Source organism: Burkholderia sp. 22088, assembly GCF_052045915.1.
GTDB classification, from domain to species: Bacteria; Pseudomonadota; Gammaproteobacteria; order Burkholderiales; family Burkholderiaceae; genus Burkholderia; species Burkholderia cepacia.
Genome location: NZ_JBQEPY010000012.1, coordinates 260,170 through 274,682 on the forward strand (window position 1 = coordinate 260,170; position 14,513 = coordinate 274,682).

A 14,513-nucleotide genomic window follows, 5' to 3' on the forward strand; every position below is an offset into this window, starting at 1 on the left:
GTGGTGATCAGCCGGGCCGCTTAGTCCCAGCGGCCGCCGCGCCAGCCGCCGCGGTCGCGCCACTCGTGCTCGCGCCATTCACGGCGGCGCCACTCGTGTTCGCGCCATTCGCGCCGACGCCAGCCATCGTCACGCCAGCCGTCATCGCGGTAGCCGACCGGCGCGTACATGACAGGCGGCGGCGGCGCGACGTAGACCGGTGCCGGCGCCGCGTAGACGCCCGGCACGCCGATGCCGACCGACAGGTCGACGTGGGCCGACGCGACCCCCGAAGCTGCCAGCGCCGCTACACCGAGAACTGCACCGAGAATAAGTTTCTTGCTCATCTCGCGACTCCCTGCACGTGTCGTGCGTCATGTGAATACGGTTCGGAGTCTAGGCACCGGACACAGACACAGGTGAAACGGGTATGCGAGACAGGTAACGGACGTTTACGGATGCCCGCAAAGCCTTGCGGGACAAGGGCGAGGCCGTGCTCGAAACACCGTTGCGGCGATGCATCGGGCCGGTAAAAAGGGCGTTTCGGCACGAAACCGGGCGATTCGATCGAGCTCGCCGGCGTGCGCGGGACGCGAACCGCCCGCACCGCGCGGCGCGAGCGGTTCGCAACAGCGGGCGTTACGCGCGGATATCGTCGACGCTGCGCAGCCAGTGCACGCTGAACAGGTTGTCCGCGTCGGTCCACACGGTATCGGGCGCGAATCCCGCGCGGCGCGCGATCGCATGGAAGCCGTCGATCGTGAACTTGTGCGAATTCTCCGTATGGATGCGCTCGCCGGCGTCGAAGCGGAACGCGTGGCCGCGCACGTGCACCGTCTGCGCGACATCGCTGACGAGATGCATCTCGATGCGCTGCCGCGCGCTGTCGTAGAACGCGCAATGCGAGAACGCGTCGACGTCGAAATCCGCGCCGAGCTCCGCGTTCGCGCGCACCAGCAGGTTCAGGTTGAACTGCGCGGTGACGCCCTGCGCATCGTTGTACGCGTCGTGCAGCGTGCGCGCGTCCTTCACGAGATCGGCGCCGACCAGCAGGCCGCCGCCGCGCAGCAGCCGTGCGGCATCGCGCAGGAATGCGTCGGCTTCGTCCCGCGAGAAATTGCCGATCGTCGAGCCCGGAAAGAAACCGATGCGCCGCGCCGGTGTCGCGGTCAGCGCGGCCAGTTGCTCGGCCTTCGTGTAGTCGGCGGCGATCGGCGCGACGTCGAGCCACGGATAGGCCGACCGCAGCCGCGCGGCTGCGCCGTGCAGGTAGTCCGCCGAGATGTCGACCGGCACGTAGCGCGCCGGCGCGTTCGCATAGTTGCCCGCGAACGCGTCGAGCAACACGCGGATCTTCTCGAGCGAGCCCGCGCCGAATTCGACGAGTTCCGCATGCGGGCCGACGCGCCGCACGATCTCGGCCGCGCGATCGCGCAGGATGCCGAGCTCGGTACGGGTCGGGTAATACTCGGGCAGTTCGCAGATGCGATCGAACAGCGCGGAGCCGGCCGCATCGTAGAAGTATTTCGGCGGAATGCTGCGCGGCGTACGCGACAGTCCGTCGATCAGGTCGCGCTCGAACGCGCTCGGCCGCGAATCGCGGGCGGGTTGCTGGCCACCGCTCGTGGCCGTCTGGTCAGACGTCTCGCGCAAGTCGCACCCCCGTGAATTGCCAGCGCGCGGCCGGCGGAAAGAAATTGCGGTACGTCGGCCGTTCGTGCCCGGGCGGCGTCGCGATGCTGCTGCCGCGCAGGACCTGCTGGCCGACCATGAACTTGCCGTTGTATTCGGCGGCGACGCCCGCGAGCGGCCGAAAGCCCGGGTACGGCTCGTAGGACGAGCGCGTCCATTGCCACACGTGCCCGAGCATCTGCCGGATGCCTTCGGCGGGGAACGCGGCTTCCCATTCGAATTCGGTCGGCAGGCGGGCGCCGGCCCATTCCGCGTATGCGGCCGCTTCGTAGAAGCTCACGTGGCACACCGGTGCGTCGGGCGCGAGCGGTTCGATGCCGTGCAGGCCGAACGTGCGACGGACGCGCGTGGCGGCCGCATCGTCGTCGTCGGGCATCCAGTACGCGGGCCCTTGCCACCCTTCCCGCTGCACCGTGGCCCAGCCGTCGGACAGCCAGAACTCGGGGCGGGTGTAGCCGCCGTCGGCGACGAACGCCGCGAACTCCGCGTTCGTCACGAGGCGGTTCGCGATCTCGTACGGCCGCACGAGCGCCGTATGACGCGGCCGTTCGTTGTCGAACGAGAACGCATCGCCGTCGTGGCCGATCTCGACGAGCCCGCCCGGCTGGTGAAGCCAGTGCAGCGCGCCCGCATCGCCCGCGGCCATCGCGTCCGCGTCCGTCCCGTTGCGCGGCCGGAACGCCGGCTTCAGCGGGTTGCACGAGAACGCGTGCAGCATGTCGGTGACGATCAGTTCCTGGTGCTGCTGCTCGTGATGCAGGCCGAGCACGATCTCGGGTGCGATCGTATCGAGCAGCGCCGCATCGGCGCCGGCCAGCGCGCGCAGCATCGCGTCGTCGACGTATTGCCGGTACGCATGCACCTCGTCGAGCGACGGGCGCGTGAGCAGCCCGCGCTGCGGCCGCGGATGGCGCGGGCCGAGCGCTTCGTAATAGGAATTGAAGAGGAACTGGAATGCGTCGTCGAACGGCGCGTAGCCGGGCACGCGGCGCATCAGCACGACGGTTTCGAAGAACCAGGTCGTGTGCGCGAGATGCCATTTCGTCGGACTCGCGTCGGGCATCGACTGCACGGCCTGGTCTTCGGCGGACAGCGTCGCGGTCAACGCGACGCTATGGGTGCGCACGTCCTGGTAACGGCGCTGAAGCTGTGATGCAAGGAGGCTCATCGGTTTACCGTCCACGTCGCGATTCGCTGCGTTGCGTTGCCGGAAAAGGGAAAGCCTTGCGCATGATGCGCGCGGCTGACGTGCAACCTGCTGCTGCGTCGACGGGCAGCCGGCGCGCGCGCCGGGCCGCGAATGCGGCGTCACTTCATCTGCCCGTGCAGAACAGTATGGTCCAGAAATGTGAATGCTGCGAATCGGGATGCCGGTGAAACGCGAACGAAAGAGAAATGAAAGTGTTGGCTGCGCGCGTGTCGCACGCGTGACACGCCGGGCAGGCCTGCCGGTTCGGGCGTGAACGCCGTGCACGACGCGCCGGTCCGCGCAGGCGGGCTGCTGACGCCCCATGACATCCGCGCAGCGATCGTGAGTGAATGCCCCGAGATGCCCGGATTTGTCTGACGAACGTGTGCGTGCGCCGCGACCGGCACGACGATGAACCGCCCCGCCCTTCGTCCGGATCCGCGGCCAAACGCGCTTCGAAAAAATTTTTCGCCGATGTCACACACGCGGGGAGCTCGCTCGTCATGTCACCGGAACCCACACGAAAGGAGAAGGACCATGACTGCGAAACTCAATCCGTTTGCCGCCGCCCCCGCGCTGATGAAGAACTGGATGACCGTATCGGTCGCCGCTGCCGGGAGCCTCGAGCCGACGCTGATCGAGCTCGTCAAGATCCGCGCATCGCAGGTCAACGCGTGCGCGAACTGCATTAACATGCACACGGCCGAGGCGCGCGAGCAAGGCGAGACCGAGCAGCGCATCTATCTGCTTGCCGCGTGGCGCGAAGCGCCCTGCTACACCGACCGCGAACGCGCGGCGCTCGGCTGGACCGAAGCGCTCACGCGGTTGTCGGAGGGCCACGCCGCACACGAAGCAGCCTACGCGGCGCTGAACGACCACTTCAGCCAGGAGGAACAGGTGAAGCTCACGCTGATGATCAACGTGATCAACGGCTGGAACCGGCTCGCCGTCGGCTTCGGGCTGTGGATTGACCCGGCCGACGCGAAGGCCGCCGCCGCGAAGATGGTGGCCTGATGCCGACCCTCGACCCGGCCAGGGGCAGCGCCGAAGCACAGGCCGACGCGGCGGCGAGCTTCGACCCGCTGCGTCGCACGCTGATCCGCGTTGCGTACCGGATGCTCGGTTCCGTCGCGGATGCCGAGGACATGGTGCAGGAAGCGTTCATCCGCTGGATGGACGTCGACCGTACCGAGGTGCGCGTGCCCGAGGCGTTCCTGCGCCGCATGGTGATGCGCATGTGCCTCGACCAGCTGAAGTCCGCACGGCACCAGCGCGAGACCTATATCGGCCCGTGGCTGCCCGAGCCGGTCGTCGAGGAAGACGAACAGGAAGACGTCACGCTGCCGCTGCTGCTCGCGCTCGAACGGCTCTCGCCGCTCGAACGCGCGGCGTTCCTGCTGCACGACGTGTTCGGCCTCGAGTTCGACGAAGTGGCCACGACGATCCAGCGCGACCCGGCCGCGTGCCGGCAGCTCGCCGCGCGGGCCCGCACGCATGTGCGCGAGGCGCGGCCGCGCTTCCATGTCGAGAAACAGCGCGGGATCGAATTGGCGGAAGCGTTTTTTGCCGCGTCACGCAGCGGCGACATGCGCACGCTCGGCGCGATGCTCGCCGAGGACGTGAGCCTGCATTCGGACGGTGGCGGCAAGCGCTCGGCGGCGGGCAAGCCGGTGTTCGGCTTCGAACGCGTGATGAAGGTGCACGAGTATCTGGCCGAGCTGTTTGCGACACATGCATCGAAGCTCGTGCGTGCCGGGTTCATCAACGGGCTGCCGGGTTTCGTCACGCTGGAATCCGATGGCGAGCTGCAGACCACGGCGCTCGAGATCGAGGACGGAAAGATCGTCGCGATCTATGTCGTGCGCAATCCTGACAAGTTGAAGCATCTGCACTGAAGGTGGCGGGATCGCGCGTCGGGTGCCATGCGCAGGCACGGCCGCGATGCGCGCTGTTCACCGTCCTGCCGCCCTGCTTTACCGGCCGCCGGTGCGTGCTCGCGCTCGTACTCGTGCGATCAATACGTGCCGACCACGACGTTGCGGATCACGATCATCAGGAAGCCGAGCAACGGCGTCGCGATCGCGAAACCGGTCGCCGCGAGCCAGTTCGTGCCGCCCTGCGCTTCCAGCAACGCGAGAAACGATTCGCGCGACGTCGCGTTCGGGCGCAGCTTGTCGATCCGGCGCTCGACGTGCGCCTTGTAGAGGCCGTTCCCGTACCAGCCGAGCGAAACCGCGATCCCGATCGTGACCGGATCGAGCGTGCTCGATTCGAAGTATGTCGGGAAGAACAGCAGCTCGACCAGCGTGATCGCGAGCGACGCGCCGAGGACGGCCGCGGCCTGCCAGTACATGCATCGATACGCCATCCAGACCGGGCCCAGGAAACAGGCTGCCCAGTTCCACGACTGCCGGTTCTTGCGCGACGCGGCGATCGTCCATTTCCGCTCGAACCAGGCAGCCTTCTTGCCGACATAAGCGGCGATTTCGTCGTTGCTCGCGGACGATGCGGCGGTCGTGACGTCGGACATGGTCGGGTGCTCTCAGTCGCGCGGGTCGCGCGTTGTTGTTTTGATGTGGTCGGGTGCGGTGAAAATCGAACGGAGCAGCCGCTTCGGTCGCACACGATTCTACCCGCCGTGCAGCGCAGGTCGTAGTGTCACGGGCCAGGATGTCGGTGGAGATGCGATGCCGTGGATCGCGCAACGCATCGGGGCGATATGCGTCGTTTCGCGTTGTTTCGGCCGGAAAAAGAAAAACGCCACGCGAGGTTGCCGCGTGGCGTTTGTATGTTTGGCGAGCCGCGTTGCCTGTAGGCAATTTGCGCTGCCGGACCCCTTCATTTTGTTCGTTGGTAGGCTCGATTGGATTCGAACCAACGACCCCCACCATGTCAAGGTGGTGCTCTAACCAACTGAGCTACGAGCCTAAGAAGCCGCGAATTATAGAGAGGGTTTTTGAGGAGCACAAGCCCTTTCGTGAAAATTTTTTGAATCGGCGCGTGCGGGGGCAAACGATCGCTGGCGCCTGGCGATGCCGGGCACGTCGCTTTCACCGCTTCGCATCACAGCAAAACGCGTCGATGCGCGGTGATGTTATCCACATTGCCCTCTGGATAACCGTCCGGCAAGCCTCTGGATTCACAGTGGAACGATTGAGGATATGTCGGCGAGTCTGTGAATCGACGAAAAGTTGTTCTGTGCTGCGCGGAGCTGTTCACGTGCGACACCCATGGTTATGCATCCCGCTTCGCGCTGAAAATTCAGTGCGTTACGGAGGTTATCCACTGTGAGGCACAGCGCTTGTTAACTATCACTACGTATATATACGAACCCTGTTAACACCTTTGGATAAGCACAGTCCGTCGACTGTGATCCGCCCGGGATATGCACTGCGTGCGGCGAACAGAAGAACGAATCGGGAAGCTGTGAAGCGCGTGGGTGATGTGCGAACCGTCATGTCTGTAGAATCGCCGGCATCGAGGATGCAAAGACCCGGCGGACAGGCTCACGACACATGACCGATTCTTCGTTGTCCAGGCTCGACACGCTCGACACGCTCGACATCGACACAGTCGTACATCGAATGCAGCAACATCCGGGCGACATCGTGTTCGAGCAACGCGTGTCGATCCCGGAAGCCGACGTCCTGTGCTGCCGCTACAAAGGCGAGCGATTCAACGTGAAGTTCGATCTCGGCTACGGGGTGTTTGTCGATCGCGTCGGAAAGCTGTCTCGCCAAGACATCGAAGACATCGTCAGATGGCTCGCAACGGTGTGAACCGGATGACGAGGGACACAGGCACATGATTGATTCTTTGACTGCGCTGCAGCGCTGGTACGAATCGCGTTGCGATGGCGTCTGGGAACACGCGCACGGCATCGAGGTCGTCACGCTGGACAATCCGGGATGGAAGGTGAAGCTCGACGGCGCGACGTCCGGCAAGGTGATCGATCTGTCGATCGAGCGCAACGAGTCGGACTGGATATCCGTGCGCGCGACCAGCGCTGAATTCGCCGGCTACGGCGGCCAGGGCAATTTGCCGGAGCTCCTCGCGCTCGCGGTCGAGTGGATTGACTGGCGCGCGACGAACGACGAAGGTCGAAGCGATCGACGAAGGCACCTGTCGACGAAATGCTGGCGACGGAGATTGCCGGCCATGTTGCGGTTGTCGTGGCCAAGGTGGTCGCCGCCGATGAGCTGGCACGGTTGGGCTTCGCTCGGCAATCCGGTCGCGGGGAATGTGCGATCGCCTGGCGCGGGCCGAGACAGTGCGTCATCGAAACGCGATGAATGTGGTGTGCGATCGCTCGATGTCTTCCACGGCGCGACGAAACCGAAGAAAGAACAGGGCGACGCAAGCGGCGCTCGCAACTGGAGTGAGTAATGGGACCGATCGTTTGCCATCGACACGGACGCGCTTCCACGGCGACAACATCGAAGGGTGTGGACGCACGCATCAGGTTGCGCGGGCAGTGTGTGCCCGGTGAACTCGTGAAGGTCTCGCTCGACCGGCCGAGATACAGCCGGGAGATGTGGATGTTGCGCGCCGAACTCGACGAGCACGAGGTCGATGCGATCTTCGTCGATCGGGTCGCGCACGTGAAGGCATTTCCGAAGATCGCGGCATTGGAGCGCATGCGCGCGTATGTCTGTCTGGCGTGTCTGGACGAACTGCTCGTGCGTTCCGGCGAGGTGCCTCATCAACCGACGACGAAAGAGCAGGCGTTCGATACGTCCGTCGTCGCGGCGAATGCAAAGTGGCCGAGCGATTTCGCGCGATGCGAACTTCACGGGCTGATCCGGCCGACGCGGGCGTCGCCGGATATCGAAACGGCGATTCTCACGATCGATGTGATCCGTGATTGTCACGTCGTGCGGGTGATCGATGCCCGTGTGAAGCACGAGCCCAAGTATTGGTTCGACGAAGCGTTTTTGCGCAAGGTGCTCGGGCCGGATATCGACATCGTCGATTCGACGTTCCGGATCGACGATCCGGCCATGTTCGTGCGGCTGTGGGACGCCGGTGAGTATGTGTGTCCGGTGTGCCTGCGGGAGGTGTTGAAACGCAGCGGCCTGGGCGATGACGCTGCGCCAGCGTGAACGCAAAGGAGAGGGCATGACGGGCAGGCAACCGGTGCCGTTGCGAGACGATCAATGATGACCGACACGATCGAGCAGTACGACATGACGGACGACGCCACCCGGCGCAAGATTTTCTGGCTGCTGCAACGCCTGACGAGCCTGTCGCTCTGGACGCGCAAGCGCGAGGCATTCGAGCGCTTCGCGAACGCGTACGAGCATGCAGTGAACACGTGGCCCGATGGTGATCCGGAGGCCATCCAGCGCACCCACTTTCCGATCATCGCCGACATTCTCGCGGCTTACGATCGAGGGCTGACCGAGCTGGCCCGAGGGAACCGGCTCGGCTGGCGGAGCGGTGGGCCGTTCAAGCACGTGTACCGGCAATACCATCTTCTGGACGCGTATTTCTACCCGAATCCCGATTACTGGGATCGCGGTGGGCAGGTTGCCCCATACCCGCCGAAGATCGACGCGCTGGCCCGACTGCTGCACGCATCGGAATACCAGATGGAGTCTGCGCCGTTCGATCCGGACGATCGATTCGGCAACCTCGCACGTCTGCGCTCGGCGAGACAGCTGTTGTCCCCGAATGCCTATGAGCGCAACTTCCACACGCTTTCGTATCCGGTGTTTCCGGAGGAGCTGCCTGCGGTTCCAGAAGCGGTTGGCCCGATCGTCTGGACCGGCCGGAAAGTGCCTTGCGACGGCATCTGGGAGCCTGTCGTCGTCAAGTGGTCGAGGCGGCCGGGCCTCGTGCCGATCGTCATGCCCGGCTTGCGTAATGGAGGTTGCTTCAATTACTTCACTCGGGGCACGCGTGCGCCGCACCAGACGGACGATTTCCCGGGATTGTTCATCCCGACGTGCTGGCGATTGTTATGGGAAGACCGGCGTTACGTGAACGGCGTCGTTCCCGACGAATCGCAGTATTTCCTCGAGCCACGGCAAGCGCCGCAGACGAACCCGAACCCGTGATATCCGGAGAACACCATGAGCAAGCTGAATTTCGGCGAGGTCGATCGATGTTCCGTCCGGCTCAATACCGCGACGCTGCTCGGCCTGAAGGCCGCCTATGACGACTTCGCGAAAACCGGGCAGGATCTGCACAACTTCGAGATCTGCATCACGGACGAAAGTGCCGCGAGGGTCGATCCGAAACCGGGCGACCGCGTCATCGGCGTGACGTTTCTGGCGAAGATGCCTCCCGGCATGCGCGGGCTCGGCAATGCGAGTCCGCTCGGAACGTCGACGGGATACGTCATCTCCCCGGAGACCGGCGAGATTCTCAAGGTTCATCTGACCAAGTGACCTGGGCGGCGGTGAAGGTGGTCAGCCTTCGTATGTGGGTAACCGCGGCGCAAATGACGTGAAATGCTGTGCGAGCAATAGGTGAGCATGCGCTCGGATCGCAAGCGGAGGGCGGATCCCGGCGAATTCTGACCGTGACAAGCCGATCCGGATACGTGAGCCCGCGACTGAGTGCAGAAATGCCGGCTCCACGATGCGAGCGCAGGGGAAAGAGCATCACGTTCGTGCGCTTGCCGACGTGCCGCATGTGGACAACCTGCACGCCCAGCCAGTCGAATCGCTGTGCCTCGGACAGGTGAGCGCCATGCACTCGACCATGTGAATCAGCCCGAATGCCTTGTTGGACAGGGTTTTTCCGGAATGGAGCAGGTGATGGGGAGAATGTTCGCGCGATCCGCCGTGATTGAGTGCCATGTGGATATCGAGCAGCCAAGACACTCGAAATCCTGTGCATTCAGCAGGTGAGGGTACGCGAATGTGGTGAGGATGTTTGCGTCACCTCCCGGGTTGTGGATATCACGCTTCCACGCAACTCGAAACGCTGTGCAGACCCAAGGTGAGCGAACCGAACGATATCAGCATGTAGCGTCGCCACGATCAAGCTGACCGGCCTCCACGATTCCCGGTGCGGTTCAGGCACCGACTCGACTGGTGTCGCGAGAGAAGGCGGCATATACCAGGACAAAGTCGCACGGCGAGGATGATCGTTCGCTATGCTGCCGGTGACAACGCACCTATCCATCGGATACACATGAGCGCAACTGCGCGGATCATTCTCAAAGCCATGCTGAGCCTCCCCATTGCCTTTGGGCTCGCCTATCCCCTTGTCCATCCTTCAGAAGACGGTGGCGTTCTCGGCGAAATGGAGAGGCTTGGGACAATCGGCGGCATCGTCGTCATCACGGTTTTCCTGGCTCTGGTCTATGCCTACGCGAGCGACCTGAGGACTACCTTGAAATCGGTCAACCAAGGATCGCGTGCGGCCAAACCCGACAGCGTCTGGCTCATGTTCCTCTTGCCGTACAACTTCATCGAGGATTTCTTCATTATTTCCAACGTTGCGAAGTCCCTGGAAGCAGAGTCCCGTATCAATCCGGCGCTGTCGGGTCTGCGCTCGTTCGGCCGGATCAGTGGCATCGGGTGGTGTCTTGCGCAGGTTGTTTCGTTGATACCCGATACCCTTGGCTCCATCGCCGGTGGCGTTGCAGTTTTCCTCTGGGTTTGGCACTGGGTGTTCGTGCGTCGAGCGAACAAGATGCTTGCCGGCAGCCAGGTCTCGGTGGCGACTCTACCTGGACGGACAGGATCGTAGCCATCCTTGGAAGCCGGATCGCTTACCCGTGATCGATGTGGACATCCTGTTCCGCAGCGACTCGAAACCCTGTGATCCCCAAAGGTGAGGGCGCCGGAGCGGCTTCGATGTGCATAACAGCCAGGGAAAGTCAGTCGAAACACTGTGCAAGCGAGTGGTGAGCGTGCGCCCGTTCAAGTCCGCCGGGCCGCGCCACAAAACACAAAACGCGCTGGCGGCCGCCCCCAACCGCCAACCGGGCGCGCATCCTGCTACTTCAAGTCTGCTGATCGAGCGCCTGCACGACCGCTTTCTCCGCGAGGCTCCCGGCCGGCCCGACCACCGCATAGTTGAGCCCGTTCACCGACCCGTACCGCGCGAGCAACGCGCCATCCACACGTTGCCCGGCCGGCAGCAGGCGATGTTTCGATTCTGCCGGCCGGAGATAGAAGCTGAGCGTCCGCCCGGCCTCGTCTTCATAGAGCACCATCGCAGCCGTGGCCCCGCTGTCCGTCGTGAACAACCGCCCACCGACCGGCCTGAACCCCGCAGCGCTCAGATCCGGCAGCCGCGCCGATGCCCCGACGCGCCGGGTGAGCCACCCCTGCAAATCGCCCGCACCGGTCGGCCGGTAATCCACCTTCGCCGTCTGATCGACCACCATCATCCGGTAAGCCTCGACTGCATCGCTCATCGGTGCGATGGGCGGCGCCGCGTTCCATCCGCGCGCCTGCCATCCGCCGAATGTCCCCAGCCCGACGCAGAACACGAACGAAGCCGCGATCGCGAACCGCATCCGTGTGCGCTCCGCCTGCCTGCCGCGAATGGCGGCAGGATCCAGCGCAAGGTTATCCGCCGGCATCCGCACGCTTTCCAGCGCAGCCCGCAACCGCTGCGCATCCTGCTGCCATTGCTTCACCTGTTCCGCGCGCGCCGGATGCAGCGCGAGATAACGCTCGACCGCGGTGCGCGCATCGTCGTCGAGCTGGCCGTCGACGTAGGCCTGGAGGTCGTGTTCGTTCGGAGGGGTGTTCATTTCTTCATCAGTCGCAAAGAAGGAGCAGGAAGCTCGCCGTCGCTGAGCTGGCGCAGCGCCTGGCGCGCGCGGGAGAGCCGCGACATCACGGTGCCGATCGGCACCTCGAGCAGGTCGGCGACTTCCTGATAGGTAAAGCCCTCGACCGCGACGAGCAGCAGCAGGCTGCGCTGTTCGTCGGAGAGCCGGCCGAACGCTTCGAGCGTCGCGCGCGCCGCGAATTCGCGTTCGGCGGACGGCCAGTGCGCTTCGTCGTCGTCGCGGATGCGCCCGAGCAGCCACGCGTAGCGCTTCGCGCTGCGTTTGCCGTCGAGAAACTGCCGGTACAGGATCGTGAAGAGCCAGCTGCGCAGCGACGCGTCGTCGCGGCGGCTCGTCCAGCGCGACAGTGCGCGCTCGAGCGTCGACTGGACGAGATCGTCGGCGGCGTGGACGTCGCGCGCGAGCCAGAGCGCGAAGCGTCGCAGCCTGGGGATGAGTTCGCGCAGTACGTCGTCGTCGAGGGCGGTAGAGGGCATGGCCGGGCCGGTTGCCGAATGGGTCGGGATGCAGCGTAGGACGCCGGTGGGCGCCGCGTATTCCACCAGCATAGGAAAAAAATTTTCGTGGAATAAAGCGGCGCGGGTGGCGTCCTACGCGGGTTCGACAATGACCTGATGGTCGGGAGCACATTCATGGAGCGATCTTCTTCCTCTTCTTCGCCGCAGCGCGAGCCCGGGCGCGGGTGGTGGCGCTGGGCCGCGATCGGCGGCGCGGTGGCCGGCGTGGCCGTGGCGTTCGGGTATGTCGGCGGATGGCTCGCGCCGGCGCGTCTGACCCCGCACCGGATCGTCGACGCATTGCAGACGGCCGGCGGCGGCATTCACCCGGGCTTCCGGCGCAATCACGCGAAGGGCGTGTGCGTGACCGGTTACTTCGAAGGCAACGGCGCCGCGAGCGCGTATTCGGTCGCGCCGTTCTTCAAGGCGGTGCGCACGCCGGTGGTCGGGCGCTTCGCGTTGCCGGGCGGGAACCCGTACGCGCCCGACAGCAGCGTGCCGATCCGCAGCCTCGCGCTGAAGCTCACCGCGCCCGATGGCGAGCAATGGCGAACCGGGATGAACGCGATGCCCGTGTTTCCGGTGGCGACGCCGCAGGCGTTCTACGCGCAATTGATGGCGACCCGGCCCGATCCGAAGACGGGCAAGCCCGACCCGGCGAAGGTAAAGGCGTTTTTCGGCGCGCACCCGGAGGCGGGCGCGTTCCTGCAATGGGTGAAGGGTGCGAAGCCGAGCGCGAGCTACGTCACCGAAAGCTATTACGGATTGAACGCGTTCTACTTCGTCGACGCGGCCGGCAAGCGCCAGGCGGTGCGGTGGCGCGTTGTGCCGGAGCAGACGGCCGGCGCCGGCGACGTCGCGACGGCGGCGGACCCGAACGTGTTGCAGCAGGACGTGACGCAGCGTATTGCGGCGGGTGCGCAGAAGTGGAAGCTGCTGGTCACGTTGGCGGAGCCCGGCGATCCGGTGGACGACGCCACGAAGGTCTGGCCCGCGCAGCGCACGACGATCGACGCGGGCACGCTCGTGCTCGACCGCGTGGAGGCGCAGGACAGCGGGCCGTGCCGGGATGTGAATTACGACCCGACGGTGCTGCCGCAGGGGATTCAGGTGTCGGGGGATCCGTTGCTGGCGGCGCGCTCGGCTGCCTATGCGGATTCGTATCTGCGCAGGACGAGTGAAGAGGCCGGTGTGGCGGGCGTGGCCAGGTTGAGTTCGGAGGGACGGTGATGAAGACTTCTGCGACGTTTGGTTTGCCCGCGAGGGTGCTGCACTGGGTGATGGCCGCGATGATCATCGCGATGCTGTTCATCGGGGTGGGGATGGTGGCGTCCGTTTCCGGGCGGCACGAGGTTCTGGTGGCGATTCACAAGCCGCTGGGTGTGGCCGTGCTGGTGCTGGTGTGCGTGCGGATCGTGGTGCGGGTGTTGTCGAAGCCGCCGGCGTTGCCCGAGGATCTGCCGTGGTGGCAGAAGGTGGCCGCGCACGGATCGCATCTTGTGCTGTATGCGCTGATGGTCGCGATGCCGCTGATCGGGTGGGCGATGCTGTCGGCGGGCGGGTATCCGGTGACGTTGGGCGGCGGCGTGCAGCTGCCGGCGCTGGTGTCGGCTGATCCGGTGACGTTCGCCTGGCTCAGGGTCGCGCATCGCGTGCTGGCCTATCTGTTCTTCTTGACGTTCCTCGCGCACTTTGCGGCGGCGCTGTATCACGGACTGATTCGGCGGGACGGTGTGGTAAGGGCGATGGTGGGGCGGTAACTGACGGAAGGTTGAGTTCGCGGCGGCGGGGCTGTACACGGGCGACCGGGGCGGCTCTTGCCGTTTCGCTTATATATGACCACTGGGCAGGCTCGGCTGCTCCCGGCATAGCATGTCAAAAATATTTCACGAAAGGGCTTGCGTGGATGGGGGCAGGTGCTTAGAATCACGCCTCTTTCGCGCTAACGGAAACGCAGCGCGGGAGAAGAAGGGAAGCGGTGCTGTTGAAGTTGGTTTTAGCAACTCCAGTACATACGAAATTAAACCGCAGTCGTCGCAACGAAGTAGTTAAAAAAGTTGTTGACGAGTTTTAAAAAACGGTTAATAATCTCGCTTCTCTGCTGCTGAAAATGCAGCGCTGCTGAGAAACACGAAGTTCCTCGCAGATTGCTCTTTAAAAATTAACAGCCGATAAGTGTGGGCGCTTGATGAAAGCGAGCTGATCCTCGGGTCAGATAGCAAAAGTATCAAGAGTCTCACACTAAAGTAAGTCAGGTTTATGAAGTGATTCATATTCCTGTCAGCTTTGAGTGAGCGACCGGTTCTTAACCGAACCGAAAACAGTAACAGGTTTAAACTGAAGAGTTTGATCCTGGCTCAGATTGAACGCTGGCGGCATGCCTTACACATGCAAG

16 protein-coding genes and 1 tRNA gene are annotated in these 14,513 nt (G+C 64.1%); 10 read left to right on the forward strand and 7 right to left on the reverse strand.

Translation table 11 applies throughout. The features are described from left to right. Positions 1-20: 20 nt before the first annotated feature. From ACTJLD_RS23910 to egtB, 3 genes are all read right to left on the reverse strand, one after another. Complete coding sequence (locus ACTJLD_RS23910) at positions 21-326, reverse strand: hypothetical protein (RefSeq protein WP_027788766.1); 306 nt, start codon at positions 324-326, stop codon at positions 21-23. 292 nt (positions 327-618) lie between these two features. Continuing rightward, positions 619-1,632: an L-histidine N(alpha)-methyltransferase gene (gene egtD, locus ACTJLD_RS23915; protein WP_060084387.1), complete on the reverse strand. Its 1,014-nt coding sequence runs from the start codon at positions 1,630-1,632 to the stop codon at positions 619-621. After that, the gene (gene egtB, locus ACTJLD_RS23920; RefSeq protein ID WP_124544925.1) at positions 1,616-2,839 is read right to left on the reverse strand and encodes an ergothioneine biosynthesis protein EgtB; all 1,224 of its coding nucleotides are present in this window, start codon (positions 2,837-2,839) and stop codon (positions 1,616-1,618) included. Before egtB ends, egtD begins: the two co-directional genes overlap by 17 nt. Before the next feature lie 558 nt (positions 2,840-3,397). Between egtB and ACTJLD_RS23925 the strand changes: the two genes are divergently transcribed. After that, positions 3,398-3,874, forward strand: coding sequence for a carboxymuconolactone decarboxylase family protein (locus tag ACTJLD_RS23925; RefSeq protein ID WP_059694499.1), 477 nt, complete (start codon positions 3,398-3,400; stop codon positions 3,872-3,874). Continuing rightward, a complete protein-coding gene (locus ACTJLD_RS23930; protein WP_060205368.1) occupies positions 3,874-4,755 on the forward strand; it encodes a sigma-70 family RNA polymerase sigma factor in 882 nt (293 codons plus the stop codon). Before ACTJLD_RS23925 ends, ACTJLD_RS23930 begins: the two co-directional genes overlap by 1 nt. A 119-nt stretch (positions 4,756-4,874) precedes the next feature. Here ACTJLD_RS23930 and ACTJLD_RS23935 read toward each other — a convergent pair whose 3' ends face one another. Continuing rightward, the gene (locus ACTJLD_RS23935) at positions 4,875-5,390 is read right to left on the reverse strand and encodes a DUF2628 domain-containing protein (protein ID WP_048024032.1); all 516 of its coding nucleotides are present in this window, start codon (positions 5,388-5,390) and stop codon (positions 4,875-4,877) included. A 321-nt stretch (positions 5,391-5,711) separates the two neighbouring features. Beyond that, positions 5,712-5,788: transfer RNA gene (locus ACTJLD_RS23940), tRNA-Val, on the reverse strand. A gap of 587 nt (positions 5,789-6,375) precedes the next feature. On the opposite strand from ACTJLD_RS23940, the gene ACTJLD_RS23945 reads away from it, so the two are divergent. The 6 genes from ACTJLD_RS23945 (at position 6,376) to ACTJLD_RS23970 (ending at position 10,564) form a co-directional block, all read left to right on the forward strand. Further along, on the forward strand, positions 6,376-6,639 hold the full coding sequence (locus ACTJLD_RS23945) for a hypothetical protein (protein ID WP_440659776.1): 264 nt from the start codon (positions 6,376-6,378) through the stop codon (positions 6,637-6,639). Between the two features lie 37 nt (positions 6,640-6,676). Beyond that, on the forward strand, positions 6,677-7,246 hold the full coding sequence (locus tag ACTJLD_RS23950; RefSeq protein ID WP_440659777.1) for an Imm53 family immunity protein: 570 nt from the start codon (positions 6,677-6,679) through the stop codon (positions 7,244-7,246). Continuing rightward, entirely contained in the window at positions 7,246-7,962 is a 717-nt protein-coding gene (locus ACTJLD_RS23955) for a hypothetical protein (protein ID WP_440659778.1), read from the forward strand. Before ACTJLD_RS23950 ends, ACTJLD_RS23955 begins: the two co-directional genes overlap by 1 nt. 57 nt (positions 7,963-8,019) lie before the next feature. Then, positions 8,020-8,919: an Imm72 family immunity protein gene (locus tag ACTJLD_RS23960; protein ID WP_440659779.1), complete on the forward strand. Its 900-nt coding sequence runs from the start codon at positions 8,020-8,022 to the stop codon at positions 8,917-8,919. A gap of 15 nt (positions 8,920-8,934) precedes the next feature. Beyond that, positions 8,935-9,252 carry a hypothetical protein gene (locus tag ACTJLD_RS23965; protein WP_124918763.1) on the forward strand — a complete coding sequence of 106 codons (318 nt, stop codon included), beginning with the start codon at positions 8,935-8,937 and terminating at the stop codon, positions 9,250-9,252. Between the two features lie 751 nt (positions 9,253-10,003). Next, positions 10,004-10,564 (forward strand): hypothetical protein, encoded by a 561-nt coding sequence (locus ACTJLD_RS23970; protein WP_321909125.1) that lies wholly within the window; start codon positions 10,004-10,006, stop codon positions 10,562-10,564. Between the two features lie 256 nt (positions 10,565-10,820). Here the strand turns inward: ACTJLD_RS23970 and ACTJLD_RS23975 are convergent, their stop codons facing one another. After that, positions 10,821-11,579: an anti-sigma factor family protein gene (locus ACTJLD_RS23975; protein WP_301762956.1), complete on the reverse strand. Its 759-nt coding sequence runs from the start codon at positions 11,577-11,579 to the stop codon at positions 10,821-10,823. Beyond that, positions 11,576-12,097 carry a sigma-70 family RNA polymerase sigma factor gene (locus tag ACTJLD_RS23980; protein ID WP_027788777.1) on the reverse strand — a complete coding sequence of 174 codons (522 nt, stop codon included), beginning with the start codon at positions 12,095-12,097 and terminating at the stop codon, positions 11,576-11,578. Before ACTJLD_RS23980 ends, ACTJLD_RS23975 begins: the two co-directional genes overlap by 4 nt. Before the next feature lie 156 nt (positions 12,098-12,253). On the opposite strand from ACTJLD_RS23980, the gene ACTJLD_RS23985 reads away from it, so the two are divergent. Both ACTJLD_RS23985 and ACTJLD_RS23990 read left to right on the forward strand, forming a co-directional pair. Continuing rightward, positions 12,254-13,348, forward strand: coding sequence for a catalase family peroxidase (locus ACTJLD_RS23985; RefSeq protein ID WP_059694508.1), 1,095 nt, complete (start codon positions 12,254-12,256; stop codon positions 13,346-13,348). Then, on the forward strand, positions 13,348-13,878 hold the full coding sequence (locus ACTJLD_RS23990) for a cytochrome b (RefSeq protein ID WP_175757937.1): 531 nt from the start codon (positions 13,348-13,350) through the stop codon (positions 13,876-13,878). The genes ACTJLD_RS23985 and ACTJLD_RS23990 overlap by 1 nt, the downstream gene beginning before the upstream one ends. The last annotated feature ends 635 nt before the right edge of the window (positions 13,879-14,513 follow it).